This is a genomic window from Hahella sp. CCB-MM4 (assembly GCF_002260525.1).
GTDB lineage: Bacteria > Pseudomonadota > Gammaproteobacteria > Pseudomonadales > Oleiphilaceae > Hahella.
Genome location: NZ_MRYI01000014.1, coordinates 1 through 15,323 on the forward strand (window position 1 = coordinate 1; position 15,323 = coordinate 15,323).

Annotated in this window: 17 protein-coding genes and 1 pseudogene; 11 read left to right on the forward strand and 7 right to left on the reverse strand. The window is 47.5% G+C overall.

What is annotated here, in order from left to right:
- Both BTA51_RS20470 and BTA51_RS20475 read left to right on the forward strand, forming a co-directional pair.
- A pseudogene (locus tag BTA51_RS20470) lies at window positions 1-152 on the forward strand (IS256 family transposase); the annotation flags it as partial.
- 18 nt (window positions 153-170) lie between these two features.
- Entirely contained in the window at window positions 171-413 is a 243-nt protein-coding gene (locus BTA51_RS20475; RefSeq protein WP_246841112.1) for a VOC family protein, read from the forward strand.
- A 105-nt stretch (window positions 414-518) separates the two neighbouring features.
- Here the strand turns inward: BTA51_RS20475 and BTA51_RS20480 are convergent, their stop codons facing one another.
- On the reverse strand, window positions 519-1,040 hold the full coding sequence (locus BTA51_RS20480) for a metal-dependent hydrolase (RefSeq protein WP_094710722.1): 522 nt from the start codon (window positions 1,038-1,040) through the stop codon (window positions 519-521).
- On the reverse strand, window positions 1,040-1,414 hold the full coding sequence (locus BTA51_RS20485; protein WP_094710724.1) for a hypothetical protein: 375 nt from the start codon (window positions 1,412-1,414) through the stop codon (window positions 1,040-1,042). Before BTA51_RS20485 ends, BTA51_RS20480 begins: the two co-directional genes overlap by 1 nt.
- A gap of 124 nt (window positions 1,415-1,538) precedes the next feature.
- On the opposite strand from BTA51_RS20485, the gene BTA51_RS20490 reads away from it, so the two are divergent.
- Together BTA51_RS20490 and BTA51_RS20495 are read left to right on the forward strand one after the other, a co-directional pair.
- A complete protein-coding gene (locus tag BTA51_RS20490; protein ID WP_094710726.1) occupies window positions 1,539-1,910 on the forward strand; it encodes a hypothetical protein in 372 nt (123 codons plus the stop codon).
- Between the two features lie 374 nt (window positions 1,911-2,284).
- Window positions 2,285-3,550 carry a methyltransferase domain-containing protein gene (locus tag BTA51_RS20495; protein ID WP_094710728.1) on the forward strand — a complete coding sequence of 422 codons (1,266 nt, stop codon included), beginning with the start codon at window positions 2,285-2,287 and terminating at the stop codon, window positions 3,548-3,550.
- 95 nt (window positions 3,551-3,645) lie between these two features.
- On the opposite strand, the gene BTA51_RS20500 is transcribed toward BTA51_RS20495, so the two are convergent.
- From BTA51_RS20500 to BTA51_RS20510, 3 genes are all read right to left on the reverse strand, one after another.
- Window positions 3,646-4,479 (reverse strand): carbohydrate-binding protein, encoded by an 834-nt coding sequence (locus BTA51_RS20500; RefSeq protein WP_094710730.1) that lies wholly within the window; start codon window positions 4,477-4,479, stop codon window positions 3,646-3,648.
- Between the two features lie 365 nt (window positions 4,480-4,844).
- On the reverse strand, window positions 4,845-6,395 hold the full coding sequence (locus BTA51_RS20505; protein ID WP_094710733.1) for a M20/M25/M40 family metallo-hydrolase: 1,551 nt from the start codon (window positions 6,393-6,395) through the stop codon (window positions 4,845-4,847).
- A 335-nt stretch (window positions 6,396-6,730) separates the two neighbouring features.
- Entirely contained in the window at window positions 6,731-7,564 is an 834-nt protein-coding gene (locus tag BTA51_RS20510; RefSeq protein ID WP_094710735.1) for an enoyl-CoA hydratase/isomerase family protein, read from the reverse strand.
- A 261-nt stretch (window positions 7,565-7,825) separates the two neighbouring features.
- Here BTA51_RS20510 and BTA51_RS20515 point away from each other — a divergent pair, with 261 nt between their 5' ends.
- On the forward strand, window positions 7,826-8,290 hold the full coding sequence (locus tag BTA51_RS20515; RefSeq protein WP_094710737.1) for a MarR family winged helix-turn-helix transcriptional regulator: 465 nt from the start codon (window positions 7,826-7,828) through the stop codon (window positions 8,288-8,290).
- Between the two features lie 57 nt (window positions 8,291-8,347).
- Here the strand turns inward: BTA51_RS20515 and BTA51_RS20520 are convergent, their stop codons facing one another.
- Window positions 8,348-8,983: a hypothetical protein gene (locus BTA51_RS20520; RefSeq protein WP_094710739.1), complete on the reverse strand. Its 636-nt coding sequence runs from the start codon at window positions 8,981-8,983 to the stop codon at window positions 8,348-8,350.
- Between the two features lie 104 nt (window positions 8,984-9,087).
- Window positions 9,088-10,011: a leukocidin family pore-forming toxin gene (locus tag BTA51_RS20525; RefSeq protein WP_094711034.1), complete on the reverse strand. Its 924-nt coding sequence runs from the start codon at window positions 10,009-10,011 to the stop codon at window positions 9,088-9,090.
- 647 nt (window positions 10,012-10,658) lie between these two features.
- Between BTA51_RS20525 and BTA51_RS20530 the strand changes: the two genes are divergently transcribed.
- The 6 genes from BTA51_RS20530 (at window position 10,659) to BTA51_RS20555 (ending at window position 15,291) form a co-directional block, all read left to right on the forward strand.
- On the forward strand, window positions 10,659-10,970 hold the full coding sequence (locus BTA51_RS20530) for a hypothetical protein (protein WP_141215644.1): 312 nt from the start codon (window positions 10,659-10,661) through the stop codon (window positions 10,968-10,970).
- A gap of 120 nt (window positions 10,971-11,090) precedes the next feature.
- Entirely contained in the window at window positions 11,091-11,477 is a 387-nt protein-coding gene (locus tag BTA51_RS20535) for a hypothetical protein (RefSeq protein ID WP_094710743.1), read from the forward strand.
- A gap of 380 nt (window positions 11,478-11,857) precedes the next feature.
- Window positions 11,858-13,288, forward strand: coding sequence for a S28 family serine protease (locus BTA51_RS20540; RefSeq protein ID WP_246841113.1), 1,431 nt, complete (start codon window positions 11,858-11,860; stop codon window positions 13,286-13,288).
- Between the two features lie 231 nt (window positions 13,289-13,519).
- Window positions 13,520-14,269 carry a DUF4852 domain-containing protein gene (locus BTA51_RS20545; protein ID WP_094710745.1) on the forward strand — a complete coding sequence of 250 codons (750 nt, stop codon included), beginning with the start codon at window positions 13,520-13,522 and terminating at the stop codon, window positions 14,267-14,269.
- Window positions 14,270-14,465: 196 nt separating this feature from the next.
- Entirely contained in the window at window positions 14,466-14,687 is a 222-nt protein-coding gene (locus BTA51_RS20550; protein ID WP_094711038.1) for a hypothetical protein, read from the forward strand.
- Window positions 14,674-15,291: a Crp/Fnr family transcriptional regulator gene (locus tag BTA51_RS20555; protein WP_094710747.1), complete on the forward strand. Its 618-nt coding sequence runs from the start codon at window positions 14,674-14,676 to the stop codon at window positions 15,289-15,291. The genes BTA51_RS20550 and BTA51_RS20555 overlap by 14 nt, the downstream gene beginning before the upstream one ends.
- The last annotated feature ends 32 nt before the right edge of the window (window positions 15,292-15,323 follow it).

The window sequence follows — 15,323 nt, forward strand, 5'->3', positions numbered from 1 at the left end:
TTGCCAATGAGAACAGTTTGCTGAAGCTGCTGTACGCTGGTATGTTGAATGCCACAGAACGGTGGACGCATCCGGTGCAGAACTGGAATCTCACGCTCTCGCAGCTATCGATTCACTTTGAAGGGCGGCTGGACGCTCATATCGATCTTTGACTTGGCTGACACAGAGTTTTGAACACCCTCACCGAGCCAATCGACAGTGAAATGGCGACCTTTGCAAATGGAGGTACCATAGCTTTTAAGTGCGACTCGCCCGAACAAGTTCAAGAGTTCCATGACACAGCGGTTTCCTGCGGCGGTCAGTCCATTGAGGAGCAGCCCGGCCTGCGCGAAGGCAGCTTAGGGGCAATGTATCTCGCCTATGTCCGCGACCCCGACGGCAACAAGCTCTGTGCGGTCTATCGGGTCAAGTAGAATTATCGCTCCGGAATTGAGCAACAGAATCGTGGGGGGCAGATCTGCCCCTTACCTTCACACTTTCGTGTATTTGGTCGCAATCCACTTGCTTGTTGTTCTTATTTAATCATCTATAGATTCAAGTGACTTGGTCTTAGCAGGTCTTCTGGTGGCAAGATAAATAGCCCATCCAAGAATTATTAACTCTAAACCAAATGTCCAGTGTAAGAAAAAATTTATCCACCAGGGGTCATGCAGCGCCTTAACTTCAATCAGGGCAAAGGTATTATCAGAAAATGGTGCCAGCCAGCGGACATCTCCCACGATGCTATCCAAAAGTAAATGAATTATTCCGTTGACTGAAAATAGGAATGCCAGCCAACCCTGTGATCGAAGTCTTGTCATAAGGAAACAGCTGCAGAGCGACAGCATAGAGAGCCAGACCACAGGAAAGTGGGACCAATAGGAATGATGGTGATGCTGCCTATTATCAAAGAGATAAAAATACAGCAGGTCAAAATCTGGAGCTATTGCACCCAGTAAGCAAGCAGCCATCCACCGCTTGGGTGAATCAAAACCTTTGCCAAACCACCTGTGAAAGTATCGTGAGCAGACGTAGCCGGCAGGAAGATGCCCAATAAACATTATCTTGCCGACAACTGACGGAATATTCGCCAGTGAATGAGAAGCAGGATTGAGCCTACCAAAGCAAAAATCGCTTGTTGGAAAAGGTCCTGCTTTCCATCCCGGGCTTCAGAACTAACAGCGATATCATATGCTTCCAATCTTTGTTGGGTTAGTTCTTCTTCGGCGGGCATTGCCACAGCATTATCTGCTGAAGAGTATCTGTTCCAATAAGCCGCATTGGATTGAAGTCGTTGATATTCGTAAGAGGGAAGGGTGATTTCCGGAGTGGTGATTCTAATGATCGCATATCCGCTGAAGGATAGGGTAAATAGTAGAGATATCACACAGAAGAAGCATACTGCGAGGGCGTAAACCTCGATTTTTGATTTCATTGTCCAAATCCGTAGCCGTTTGCCTGCGGTAAAGGATGTCGGTATAAGTTGGCTTTTAGCTGGGTAACTGTGGCTGACTTTGGTATCAAGTGTGGCTAGAAGTGGCGAGGTTGGAGGATTTTGGATGAGAGAAATATTCATGCCCTTATGTTTAGGCTTGATGCTTCTGCTAAGCGGATGCGTTGGGCATTACGAGGCGACTGATTTTGATCTTGTTGAATTGGAAAGGGCGCTTGTTTCTCTATCGGATACTGATTTGTCTATCAGCAATAAAGTGGGAGAAATTCCAAAATCTCAATGGCCTGAGGCTATCGTTAAATTAAATGCTGAAGCAGTACGAAAAGATGAGACGGGTATCTATGTTCGTCTGGACAGTAACTGGGTAGAAGAAAGTGGAGTCTTTTTTCCAACGGTCCCAGAGAAATTCAGTTCCTCGTCTGATCCAAGCTATAAAGCATTAAGCGACCGACTGTACAGCTATTATGTAAAAGGATAGGGGCATAGAGGGCCTAAATGCGAAGGTCTTGAGACTACACTTGCTCGTACCTGAACCTAGAGAAGATCCATATCCTGAAAGTGAGTTATTTCTAATAGGAATATATTCTTCACGGTCTTTCTACGGGTAGAAATATGAAGGTGAATATTTATACAAAATGGGAAATCTAAGCTAGTCTGAAAAAAACGATTTGTACAAAAAATATTCATCTGTACTTCCATATTTTCGCTATTTGTCATGGAAGATCATGGATTGATTTAGGGGCTTGGGAACTGAAAAAGGGGAAGCCTCTTGGCGAATACCGGCAGCGAGTGTCGGGATACCGTCGAGAAAAGGACTTCGTGTTTATCGCAGGCAGGCGTAGGGAGTTAAAGATGAACGTTCGATGGACTGATAGCTTTTTAAATGGTCTCGAAATTGAATTAGTCTCTGCCATTCTGGCAATCACTCTTATATCCATCATGATGATAGCGCTGGTTTCTCTTCTGGCCAGGATTTGGCAAGGGGTACGGAGCCGGAATATCAAGCCGGGAATATATTTCGGCTTGTGGAATGACCCCATTCGGCATGAAACCAATATTTCCATCAATCGCCTGAAACGATCATTTGGAAGATTCTATTTATCCATTTTGTATGCTCCCAATTTGAGGCCGGTTTGGGGAGCCAGAATGACGCCGCTGCTAATCAGTGGAGACTGCCTGTCAGGGGAGCTAAAGACTCAGGATAGTGGCAGAGTCCATAAGACACCGGTGCTGTTCCAGCTAAGGTCTGAACCTTATATTGGGAAGCTTTTGGGAGCCGTTTCCGGTGGTCATCAAAAAGGTACTGATGTTGACGACCGAAAACATAAGGGGAGATCAAATGAGTATATTCAATATAAAACCAATCCCATTTGGTATTGGTTAACCCAGATAAAGTTGCCGGCAAAGGTCTCTATTATTCAAGGAATTATTGAAAAGCATGAAAGCCTGTCGGGCGATCAGAAATATTATTATCAAGGGCTGGAGTTTGATATACCCAGCCATTCGTTCAACCCGACGTTTGGCAAGGTATCTACCTTGTTACTTGAATACGTGAAATCCTGTGTTGTGCCAAGCTCGAAAGTTCTGGATCTCGGTACGGGAACCGGTTATTACGCGGTTACACTCGCCAGGCAAAGAGGTTGTCAGGTGACCGGCATCGATATCGACGATCAGGAAATTAATGTGGCGCGGATCAACGCCTGGCGTAATGGTGTCAGGGAAAATACCGCGTTCTATACTGTCCGCAAAAATCATCCTTTTGAGAAAGTTGGGACCAATGAAAAGTTTGATCTGATCATTGCCAATCTGCCTTTCTCAAGGACCTCACAGATATGGAAACTTCGTCATCATCGGATGGCACAATGCTTCCATGGTAAACGCTGGCTTTTGGAAATGCTGATCCTGGGAAGTGCGTATCATATAGAGCGGAATGGCAGACTTGTTTTTGCATATTCCGACAGTGGTTATAAAAACTTTCTGGATGACCTGATTGAAGTCTCGCCCTGGACGATAAATTTCCGGGAATGTGTTAATCGCGAGAAGGATGACAGTTTCTATATATATGATTTAAGGCTGAATGATGACTTCCTGTCGTTGCTTGATAAGCAGAAAAGTTGAGGTCACAGCCGGTAAGTTGCCCGTCAGCAGGGAGATTTGCGTAAAATCGAAAGACGCCTGACAGAACGATTGTCTGTCAGGCGTAAGTGATTGGCTTATCGGTGAATGATGTCTATCTGATAATTCCGCCCAAAGTTATTGTCCCAATAAGTGTCGCCATTGACCTGGTAGGAGACCGCATACTCAACGATGTTGGAGGTAGGATCCTGCATTTCCTCGCCGGTTGACGTCATGCTCCAGTATTCAACCCCATTGGCATTGGGATAGGTTACCCAACTGTATCCCACTAATCGTCCGTACTGGAAGGTCAGATCTTTAACATAAGTTGTCTTCCAGTTATCCAGTGTGTAGTGAACTTTCACGTCTTTGGCATAGCCAAGGTTTTTTAGCAAAACTCCCACACTGAAGCGGCCGTCAAAGTGCGTGCTGTTCTCTCCATATTGAGCATCATAAGGTGCGAGTGCTCCAGCATAGTCAACCTGGATATTTGAGCCGATATATTCCCCTGAATCCGCTGGAAGAAAGTAATTTTGCTCATGGTTATTGTCCCAGAAGACAGTACCATCAACTTCATACTCTAGGGCGAAAGTCAGGTTAAGGGGTTGTTGAGTCGGCTCATTAGGGTGATGCAGCATGCGGGTTTCCGAGATTCGCCACACTTCCTTGTTGTTGTCGATCATATGATCGAATCTGGCGTCCTGCCGTTTCCATTGACCATCATCATCCAGGTACTGCATCGAAACTTTTTTGTCTCGGGCAATATTCTCTATCAGGATATCAGCAGTGTAGGTTTGCCAGGAAAAGCCGTAACGGCCGTGGATTCTGGAGTCTGCCTTTATCAGGCTGACTTCGTCTGCCAATGCCGAAGTTCCCATCAGGGTGGTGAGTAGGCCGAATATGAATGGCAGCAAAATTGTTGAACGTTTCATTAACTAGTCCTTTACAAAAATGAAGTTCCCATTCGCATAGCATCGATTTTTTGTGCTTATGCCTGCCAGCTGCATGGATGTCATTGCCTGTTAACCGCAAATATGAGCGGCTAACCCAATGAGGTATCGCCTCGACTACGAATACCGGGGAGAACTATACGCAGGATTCTGCTGTTCCAGAAGGGGGACTTAAGTGCAAGTGCATGCGGTAATGGAGATATCCAAACTATAGGCTTTTTGTCTGGATTATTGTGGTGAGGGTTGAGCCGAATAGGGCGGAAGGCCTTTACGCCTGCGAATCGTATCTATGATCACAGACGTAAAGGCCGATTAGCACTGAAGTTATCAGTACGATTTAGATACCATTACTTGATCTGGGTATAGGTGACCTCAAGATTGTAATGAGAGCTTGACCAGCTATAACCCCTGACCATGACATAAACCTCATCTTCACCAGGTGGGACGGTAAGGTTGCAGGTTTCGGAGGAACCGTTTTTATATGGCCGGCAGTCGTACTGGCTGGTGGTTGGAGCCGCGCCAACGCGGACATACAGGTCAGCATCGTTAGTTCCGGTCATCACCGCACTGAATTCAGTGCCGGATTCTACTTTGAACGGGCCCAACTGATCATTCACTCCACGGTTGACGTCACCTTCAAAGTTCTCGGTGACTTCATCGCCTGGATCCGGATCAGGTCCTGGATCATCAGTGAAATCCCCTTTCGCCAGTTCTGCCACATAAGCCGCTGCCAGTTTACCAAAGTTGACCGCGTGGTCAGCGTTGCCGCCGCTCTTATCGATCGTGTCGTTGGCAGAATGGATGTAAGGGTTGGAGCCGTTAAAGGTGGACTCAAATGGGAATGATGCAGCATAGCCCTGGTTGTTCCAGGAAGCGTGATCCGAACAACCATAACCACATTCACTGTAGCCCAGAGTTACAGAGGGTTGATAGGCGCTGACCAAGTCTGCCAGGAACTGGTTTTGAGCGGAGTTGGTGTAGTCCTCCATGATATAGATATCGCCGCTGGAACCTTTGTAGTTGGTCATATCCAGCTGCAGGACACCCACGACATCTTTGCCCTGATTGCGGAATGACTGAGCGATATCCTGGGATCCGCGCAGGCCGACTTCCTCCGCGGCATAGCCCATGAACATGACCGTCCGATCCGGCTTGTATCCGGTCTCCATGGCTGCTGTGATCACCGAGGTCAGGGTGGCGATTCCGGAGGCGTCATCATCGGCACCCGGAGCGCGTGTGTTTTCACCGGTGTTGAAGCCGGCGATAGAGTCCTGATGCCCGCCAAGGATGACAATCTCATTGGGTTTGCTTTTACCCTGAATTGTCATGATCACTGAGGGTTGCTGCCAGCTGTGGTTGAAAAACTCTACCGTGATATCACTCCGTGATCCGGCAAGGCTTTGCCATTTATTCTTGATCCATTGGGCTCCCTGCAAGCCTCCGGAGGCGGTGTAGTAGCGATTGGTAAAATTGGCGAGGCTCTGGATGGTGGAGCGAATATCGGTCTCTTTCACCTTGCCCTGCATGGCGTTGACCACTTCACCGTTGTCGATGCTGTAGTCGGGTGGCTGTACTGCAAGAGCAGGAGCAATCAGTGAGTCAAACAGGGCTGCGCCTTGTGCAGACTCTTGAGACTCATGGGCAATAAATCCACCACAACGATTCAGTTCGTGATGCATCATCTCTGAAATTGCAGGGACTTGCTCTTCACTGACTTTGAGCGCAGAAATGCCGTTTGAGGTGAACGCCCGAACTGCGTTTTGATCAACGAGTTCTGGAAAGTGACGTTGGATGGCATTGAGTCCTTCTGCATCGGTGGTGATCCATACGTCGTCCGCCAGTGCCAATTGCGACGCCGCCAGCAGCGCTGGAACGGTGAGTCGTAAATATTTGTTCATTAGGTTCTCCTTCCTTAGAAGCCATTCCTACCTCTACAGAGATAAGCCGCGGTCAGCAGCATCGCCGTAAGGAAAGGCAACGTATTGTTTTGCCTTTGTGTGGGGTGCAGTCAGGATTGTGTCCTCGACTGCCTGCCAGTATTTAGTCGGTCGATAGGACTGCCATAACTGGTCGAAATCTACTCTAGTCAAGGAGAGTGTTTTTCACAATAGGCTTTAAAACCTAAATCACTTGTTGATCGCTGGTTATTGGTGCTAGGTAATGAAATGTCATATCTGTCGTTAGGTATGATTCTCCATGAAAATGGCGTGCGGTACAGCTGCACGCGTAATTTCTAACGTCCCAGAAAACGACTGACAGCCTTTTGGTGAAACTCTGTGGTAAAACAAATGGGCTCGATAAATTCTTCCAGTTCAATTGCCTGATCCCAAGGCACCTCCCCGGCACGGCGGAGGAGTGTTTTAGCCATTCCGAAAACACTGGCGGGCAGATGGTGAACCTGTTCAGCATAAGCAATCGCGGCATCGAGAAGCTCTTCATGAGCGACAACCTGATTGAGAATGCCGTGAGACAGAGCTTCTTCTGCACTCAACTCCTGCCCCTTAAGGTAATACTCTATTGCCTTGTTATAGCCAAGCTTCCGGGTGAGATACCAGCTGGTGCCGACTTCCGGGGTCAATCCAATTTTGCCGAAGGCGGGGACAATGCGGGCTTTTTCTGATCCGATCAAGATGTCGGAAGCAAAGGCGAAAGATAACCCGACACCCGCTGCGGCACCGTTAATCGCTGAGATGACCAATTTTTCAGTTTGCTTGATGAGGCGGGCGACACCACCGAATTGATAACGAATCCAGTTGCGCATGATGGTGACCCCCTCCGGCGACTGGTGTCCTATGCTGTCATGGGCCATTTGCATCAGCTCCATATCTCCACCTGCACTAAAAGCGGGGTCTGCTCCTGTCAGGATGATGGTACGTACATCCGTATCGGCGGCAGCCTGGGATAACTTGTCCAGTAGTTGAACGGTGAGAGGCCCGCTCAGACAATTCAGCCGTTTGGGGTCATTCATGGTGACAACGGCGTAGTGACCTTCTTTTTCCAGTGTTACTAGTGAAGCTTCCGTATCGGTACAGCGTTTTATCAGATCGTTATAGCTATACTGTGTCATTTCACTGACTCCTGCGTGATGAGTTCTAAAAAAATAGTACGATGACGTACTATAATGGTACGATACAGTACTATTTGTGCTTGAGCAACATATGAGCAATATGTGAGATCTGTAGACTGGGCCAGTAAGTGTGATTCGAAAGGCTGAATAGAAAATGTGGGCGGGAAGTGAGAACCTGAAGAACTGAGAGGAGAGGGGCTCTATCCTGTGAGGCACCGGTAACCATGCGGTAAAACCGCGTTCAATTTCGAGATGTGAGTGATGACAGAAAGCGTTGAAGATGAATTGAGACTGGGAGAGAAAGCGCTCTTTTTCCAGATCTCAGTAATCAATAAGGCCATTCAGCGATTGCTGGAAAGGCGACTCAAGTCGGAGCTGGATGCGAATCTGTCCGTCAGCCATGCAGATATCCTGATGTACCTGAACCTCTATCAGAGAGCTACCGTAACGGAATTAAGGGAATTCCTGGGCGTCACCAAATCGACGATGACCGTTCTGCTTAAAAAGCTGGAAGATTTGAATTATGTCTATCGGGAGGTTGATGAGGTGGATAAGCGAAAGACCTGGATCTTTCTGACTACTCCGCTTCAACCCAGGTTGGGGAAGGCCAGGAAGGTCGGTGAGGAGGTCTCTGAGCAAGTTCTCAGAGACCTGAACAAGGATGAAAAGAAAGAGCTGGCGCGGCTCCTGGCCAAGGTGAAGCAAGGGTTGTCAGGGATTGAGTGAATGTTTGATGCTACCCGGCATTAACACCTGTGTTTGTGCCTGCGCCGGGACATGAAACTACATCATCTCCTTGTTGGCCTTTTCCTGTTTGAGCAGAGCAACGGCGACCTTGATGTCTTCCGGTAAAGAGTTGCTTTCTTCCTTTTTCGCAACAGGAAGTACCATGAAGTTAATTCCGCCATCGGCGGTTTTAACGCTGGTGGCAACAATCACGTCTGCTTCCGCGGCTGTACCATAATAATCTGCGATAATATCTGACGGGGTTTCACTGAGACCTCCCAGCCTGTCAGCTTCGGTGTTATCGAACAGCATTATTTCTCCTGTCTGCGATAACTTACGCAGCAGTTTTTCGGTTTGCGGGTCGAATGGATAGGTGCTGATATCAACGTATCTGAGCTGTTCTGCTTCGATAAAATCGTAAAGCTCAGAACTTAGCTCTGTTGAAGCCTGTGATACCCAGGGCCCTGTATCCCGGACAACCTCTTCCTCATCTGTCGGATTGTTGGAATCTGTATCCGGTGCCTCAGATGATAGTGTCCTGCTTTGGCCCTCTTCGGCAACAACGCTGATCGTTTCGTCTGTTTGCCCGCTAACCGACTGATCCTTGGAGTTGGTGCCGGGAAAATAAACGAGAGCTCCTGCCGCGAGCAGACAAAGAGATGATCCCCAAAGAGCAAGTTTTTTGAGTGACATGCTGAATACCTTTTTGATTACACTTCTGTGTGTCTTCTGTTTGCCTGTTAAGTCCTAAGGTGCCCTGTTAATTGTCAGGGCACCTGTGAGGTTTCAATGGAGGCCTAGTGATACAGGCTGTCGTTCCAGGAAACCGTGACGATGCGGCTCGCTTTGGTCCACTCGCTATAGTCGCTGTAGCCCTTCCAACTGAAGTTGGAATAGAACGAACACCAGTCGCGGGCGAAGTGGTAGTGGGTTTTCTGCCAGTTAGCTTCAAGCTTCAGGCGGGAGTAGTTAACTCCATCGTTCAGGTCCCGCTTGCGGTAGAGGACCGCTGCTTCCGGTTTGAAGTCTGAAGTCATGACCGTGGGGAGTTCACTGGTGGGAATCAGGTTATTGATACTGCAGCCCCAGAAAAGGTAGGTCCACGCATACAACAGGTTATCCTTGGGTGGCGTACGGTGTTTGATCGTCTGATTGACGATATCCCAGGTGATACCTTCGTTTGACTGGTCAAAGTCTGTGATGGTCTTGAATTCCTCCTGGTTATAGGTGATCCGTGTGCTCCAGGATACCCCACCGGTAATGCTGGGAGACTCCTCGTTCAGTGTCACCCCCAGGTTGAAGTCTGTGGATTCACTGACTTGAGCGCTGGCAATGGTGTTGGCAGGAGCGTGACTCAAGTGACGCAGGATAGCGCCATCCTGGTAGCCCACCTTAAGCTGAAATGCTGTGGGAACTGTGTAACGGTAGTCGGCGCTGGTGCCGTACTCATAGAGGGTTTGTCGGGAGGGAATATTGGTCATATCAAAACCCGAACCGCCGTTGAGTACCAGTTTTACTTCCTTGATACCTTCCGGGTAATGGCTCTGATTCCAGGCGTTCTGTACGGTATAGATCAGTCTTATCCGTTTAGCCCTGGCGTCGCTGTCATCCAGCTGGTACAGGGTACTGGTATAGGACTTTATGGTATCTCCCGCATGGGCGAAGTTGGCCGTAAGGCACAGCCCGGTTAATACAATTGCAAATGGCTTGACGATTTTCATCGTTGCTTTACCTCGCGTAACATCCATCGTTATTTTTGTTTATTTCCTGAACTGCATTCAGTTATCAGGCGTATCGATAGGCGACCTGCACCGGCCTCAGCAATAAGTACCGGATGAAGAGTCATCCGTTGCGACACATTTGCAATGTATAAGTATGTTTTTTGAGCTACAAGGTGAGAGGTGGTCGTGATGGCGTAAACGGAACTCATTATGGCGTTCCGAGATAACTTTCAAGCTAAGCTCCCCATTATGCTTAGACCCTTTGGGCTAAGGGGAAGTACGTTTCTGTTTGCCTTCTCTGTCGATGCAAAAGCTGTCGGTTGAAAGCTGTAGATAGTAAGAAACTCAATCCCTCATATTGTCATCGTGCTCAGAACCTTCATTTTTATACCTGCCTTCTATTTTTCACACATCTTCTGACTCACTTTATAACTTTTGACTCACTTTATAACTTCTGACTAGCCACATACCTTCTAATGCAGAACTTTTCAGATTGAGGATGTATATCCCGCATCCTGCGTTTCAATTATTTTCTAGTGTATTCACTGTATTGTTAACTTTTTGTCACTTATAATCTTGCAGCCAATGTGCTTTGGGGCTACCTTCCTTCAAGATAATAACTTTTTGTCAGATATTGTTGGTGGTTGGTGAAGAAGTTAAGGGAATACGTCGTGGTCACGACGGGATTGTTGGTAATGACTGCAATTGCCGTCATATTTTATGCCATGGCATATATGCGGTCCGGCCATCCTCCTGCTTCAGGATATGTCTTCCTGATCGTGATGTTTATCACTTCGCCGCTGGCAATAATTTCAGTGTTGTTTGGTTTCTTTATCAATAAAGCAACAACCACTTTAAACCCCAAGTTGGTCTTCTCCATGCTTGGAGTGAATATCGTGTTTGTATTTATTGTGCTCTGTATTGTGATTTTCAAAGTGATTCTTGGGAAACCGATATAAGTTTCTCCGATAGTGGAGTGATCAAGAATACGATCATCAAATCAGAGGCAAGATAAGGAGGTGAGACGGAAACTACCCTGGCTGTGGCTTTTTATAATGAATATAAACGGAGTTTAGTAAATGAAAAAATTCTTTTTGGCAGTATTGTTGGCGGTAGGTGCACTGGCACCAACCATGTCTTACGCTAAAGGCGTTCCATTGTTCTTTCAAACCGGGGATGAACTCTTCGAAATTGATGGGGCACCTACATTCGAAGATGGATATTCAGTGGGTTATGCCTGTCAGAGATTCGCGTTGCTGGGGGCTGATGTGTGGACCTGGGATTGCGATCTGATGGCCATCAATGTTGAAGAATTCTCGGCAGGTGATCTGGATGACGAATACAAGGCAGAGCTGTCTCAGCAGTATTCTTTGTCTGATCGTAAGAGGAATCCCTGGAATCACTACGGGATCTTTGCGTTGTCAGCCTTGTTCATCGGTGGGGCAGTACTGAAAACACGTAAGTAAATACCACCATCTTTGCAAGCAAGCCGTCCTGTACGGCTTGCATAAAGCGATAACATCGAGAACAATTTAATCGCCATCTCAATAAGTTACAGTCTTATATCCTGTCATAACACCATCTTTAGCCCCTGCCGCAACACAAGTTTAAATCTGTCATTTTTCCTGTCTATAATGGCACTCCCTAACGTCGTTGAAGGAGTGTTACAACCCGGACACATATCAGTTAAATTCAAACAATAAATCCCGGGCATGGATCGGCTGAGGATTCTTAATTCAAGAATAATAAAAGCAACTCTTGCGGAATAACGGTTGTCTATACCGTTAGATTCATTGCCTGAGCCGGCTGTAATGTCAGTCGCTCTACGCCTGGAAAAAGGAACTTAATGAAAAAGGCTACAATGGATATGCATACTAGTTCACGTCATTCGACATTCTTTGCGCTTCTCTTTTCCCTGTTTTTTTGCAGTATCAGTTTCGCCAGCCCTGTACCAGCACCGGATATCCTTGAGTACCTGAATGCGGTACCGGGAATGGAAGCACAGGAACTGGATAATCCTCCCTCCGGCTATCGTTACATACTGATTCGTTATGAACAGCCTATTGATCACAAAAACCCTGCGATGGGAACGTTCAAGCAGCGTATGGTTCTACTGCATAAATCAGTGGACGCGCCCATGGTATTGGCCACTAATGGTTACGATATCTCGGTCAGCACCTACCGCTACAATCTGACGAAGGTACTGGACGCGAGTCAGTTAAAGATAGAACACCGTTATTTTGCGGAATCCACGCCGGAACCATTGGACTGGAAATATCTGACTATCGAACAGGCGGCCAATGACCACCATCGCATTGTTCAGGCGATTCGTCCGTTTTATTCAGGAAAATGGATCTCCCGCGGTGCCAGTAAAGGCGGTATGACAGCCATGTACCATCGCCGCTTTTTCCCTAACGATGTGGATGGCACTGTTGCCAATGTAGCGCCGTTAAGCTTTGGCCGCCTGGACCGTCGTTATGTCAAATTCCAGAATGAAGTAGGTACCAAGGCCTGTCGCGACGACCTTAAGCAATATCAGCGTACGGTATTGGAACACCGTGAAACCATGAAGGCTTACATTCAGACTTATGCGGTCCAGCACGGTCTGGAGTTCAATATGCCAGGAGGGTTAGACCGGGTTCTTGATCTCACCATTGGCGAACTGTATTTCCAGTTTTTCCAGTACGGAGATCTGGCCTACTGTAAGGATATTCCAGCCGATACAGCCAGTGACCAGGAATTGTTTGATTTCATGTTGGCCTGGGGTCCATTGACGTTTTCTTCGGATACGGGCCTTGCTCAGTATGAAGCTTATTTCTATCAGGCAATCACCCAGTTAGGTTACCCAAAACTGCTGACCAAACACATGGATGACCTGCTTCAGTTTGATCCTAATGACTACAGCGCATACGTCAGTGAATGGCCAAGTCAGCGTTTCGACTATTGGGCCATGTGGGATGTGGCAACCTATGCAGCATTGAGAAGTAACAATGTTATGTTCATCTATGGCGACATTGATCCTTGGACAGCAGCCGCGTTTTTTGTTCCCAACTCCGAGCCTCGCAGCACTTACACTTTCATGGTGAAAGGAGGGAACCACGGTTCCAACATCCTCACGCTGAACCAGAAGGATAAGAAACGTGCCTATGCGATGCTGGAACAGTGGACAGGAGTCGCGCCCAATGACCCACCTTTGATGCTCAGAAGCTTTGGTATGGATGACATGACAAGCCTCGAAGCAATGGAAGAAGAAGGTCTGCAACGCCGGCCGCTATAGTTTTTAAGAGACGCAGTTTTTAAGAACGTCAGTTTTTTAGAGCACTAGTCTTTAAGAACACTAGTCTTTTAAAAACATTAGCTTTTAGCGCCTTTTCAAATGATCCGGCTGTAGATGATGAGTCTGCCGCCGGGTCTGATTGCCCTGAAACCTAGGGGTACCCCCAGGTTGTAATAAGGTGACAACCTTTCTAGATTGCACCTCCAAATAATTCATGGAGGCTGAGGGAAAATGGTTATCAGGGAACTGGTGCTGCTATTGCTTATCGTATCGCTGAGTGCCTGTACGATGAATGGGCACCACACCTACGTTAATGGAAAGTGCATCTCTTGCTGGAACGATATTGTCACGAGGGATACTCTCGACTATGAGACGCCTGGCGCCAACAACTATCGTCAGCTGACCTGGCATCCGATGATGCTGGAGTGGTTATCAAACCAGCCCGGTAATGATATGAGCCCTTACGGTGAAGACTATCTTAAGAGCCGGATAGGCCTGAAGGCTGTATCGCTCCGGAATAATGAAATCACCTATCAAAAAGAAATTCAGCGTTCGGCCGGTCTTTTGGCTGACGATCTAAGTCGGCATTCATTGAAACCGACGTATCAAATCACCATCTCCTCAGAGTTAGGTAAATATGATGTGAAACAACACGGCTTTCCTGTCAGGCACAAGAAAGTCATTGAGTTGAAGGGGAATAATTCAATGATCAACCTCCCCAAGCGAATTAACGTCAATATTACCAACTATGATCAGTTACCAATGCTGTCGATGGATCTTAACGAGGCGGAAAGATTTCTAGGGGCCAGAAATAATGGTCGCTGGTTGTACCTGAGGTACATCATTGAGGTTGAGGGTGGGAGTTCGATTCCCGAATTCAATGGACGGGTAAAGGAAGTTCAGTTCATCAATGTCAGCCCAAGTATCGTGACCAGGGAGAAAAAGGAAGAATACGCCCCCATGCAGATTTATACGTTGTAGATGAATGAGGGCGAAGGGTAGGTAAATGAGGGAGAAGGAAATCCGCAGGCTATATGGTCGGGACGATAGATGGGACTCCGCAGGTTTTCTGTTGATATGAGGTATATTGTCAATATTTAATGAGCCACGATCTTGCTGCCGGACCCAATCCGTGGACAATGCATATGAATATTCTGGTGACACTGGTGGAGGCAGCATGCCTAAGGACGAATACGACAACATACCCGATGCACGCGATGGTCTGACGAAGAAAGAACGCGTCGTACTGTATTGTCTGAACCAGATACAGCAGGAAAGAAATGGTCGCAATGTTCCCACTCCCATGCTTTATGGTCGGGTGGTCGAGCACGTTGATATGAGTGTCGACGAGTTACAGACCATTCTTCGGCGACTGACCGGCAACTATGTGCCTGATTGAAATCAACGGATTGATTGTGGTTCATCAATACATTGGCCCATTGGTGGCCCTGCGTAATCAACAGAATACCTTTTCCGGTATCTCTGATCCTGCGTGGGAGGCATTTATTGATTTAATGCGGCCCATGAACCTGGCAGCCGGTGACTGTCTCCTGAGAGCCGGTCAACCTGCCCGCTACCTGGCCTACATAGTAAAAGGGTCAATGAGAGAGTACTACGCCACCTCTGAGGGATCTGAATTCAATAAGGCATTTGTGCTTTCCGGAAGCTTTACCGGATCATTGTTCGATCTGTTGTCTGGAGAGCCCTCAACGGTCTCAATCCAGGCGTTGAAGGACTGTGAACTGCTGGTCGCTCCGTTCATCGACTTCCAAAAGCTTTACGACACCTACCCGTGTTGGGAGCGAGCGGGCCGATTGTTGACGGAGTCCCTGTTTATGAAGAAGGCCCGGCGTGAACACGAATTTCTGACGATGAGCGCCTGGGAACGATATCAAAGCCTGTTGCGTGAATACCCGGATCTTGAGCAGCAGGTGCCCCAATATCATATTGCCTCTTACCTGGGGATCACTCCTGTGATGTTGAGCCGCTTAAGGCGTCGCTGACTTTTATTCTGCATTTTCTTTCAACCTGCTTT

Coding starts and splice junctions, on each gene's coding strand:
- BTA51_RS20555 (WP_094710747.1), top strand. CDS start 14,674: ATGTGCCTGATTGAAATCAACGGATTGATTGTGGTTCATCAATACATT.
- BTA51_RS20545 (WP_094710745.1), top strand. CDS start 13,520: ATGGTTATCAGGGAACTGGTGCTGCTATTGCTTATCGTATCGCTGAGT.
- BTA51_RS20525 (WP_094711034.1), bottom strand. CDS start 10,011: ATGAAAATCGTCAAGCCATTTGCAATTGTATTAACCGGGCTGTGCCTT.
- BTA51_RS20495 (WP_094710728.1), top strand. CDS start 2,285: ATGAACGTTCGATGGACTGATAGCTTTTTAAATGGTCTCGAAATTGAA.
- BTA51_RS20515 (WP_094710737.1), top strand. CDS start 7,826: ATGACAGAAAGCGTTGAAGATGAATTGAGACTGGGAGAGAAAGCGCTC.
- BTA51_RS20480 (WP_094710722.1), bottom strand. CDS start 1,040: ATGTTTATTGGGCATCTTCCTGCCGGCTACGTCTGCTCACGATACTTT.
- BTA51_RS20520 (WP_094710739.1), bottom strand. CDS start 8,983: ATGTCACTCAAAAAACTTGCTCTTTGGGGATCATCTCTTTGTCTGCTC.
- BTA51_RS20505 (WP_094710733.1), bottom strand. CDS start 6,395: ATGAACAAATATTTACGACTCACCGTTCCAGCGCTGCTGGCGGCGTCG.
- BTA51_RS20510 (WP_094710735.1), bottom strand. CDS start 7,564: ATGACACAGTATAGCTATAACGATCTGATAAAACGCTGTACCGATACG.
- BTA51_RS20540 (WP_246841113.1), top strand. CDS start 11,858: ATGAAAAAGGCTACAATGGATATGCATACTAGTTCACGTCATTCGACA.
- BTA51_RS20490 (WP_094710726.1), top strand. CDS start 1,539: ATGAGAGAAATATTCATGCCCTTATGTTTAGGCTTGATGCTTCTGCTA.
- BTA51_RS20500 (WP_094710730.1), bottom strand. CDS start 4,479: ATGAAACGTTCAACAATTTTGCTGCCATTCATATTCGGCCTACTCACC.
- BTA51_RS20550 (WP_094711038.1), top strand. CDS start 14,466: ATGCCTAAGGACGAATACGACAACATACCCGATGCACGCGATGGTCTG.
- BTA51_RS20535 (WP_094710743.1), top strand. CDS start 11,091: ATGAAAAAATTCTTTTTGGCAGTATTGTTGGCGGTAGGTGCACTGGCA.
- BTA51_RS20485 (WP_094710724.1), bottom strand. CDS start 1,414: ATGAAATCAAAAATCGAGGTTTACGCCCTCGCAGTATGCTTCTTCTGT.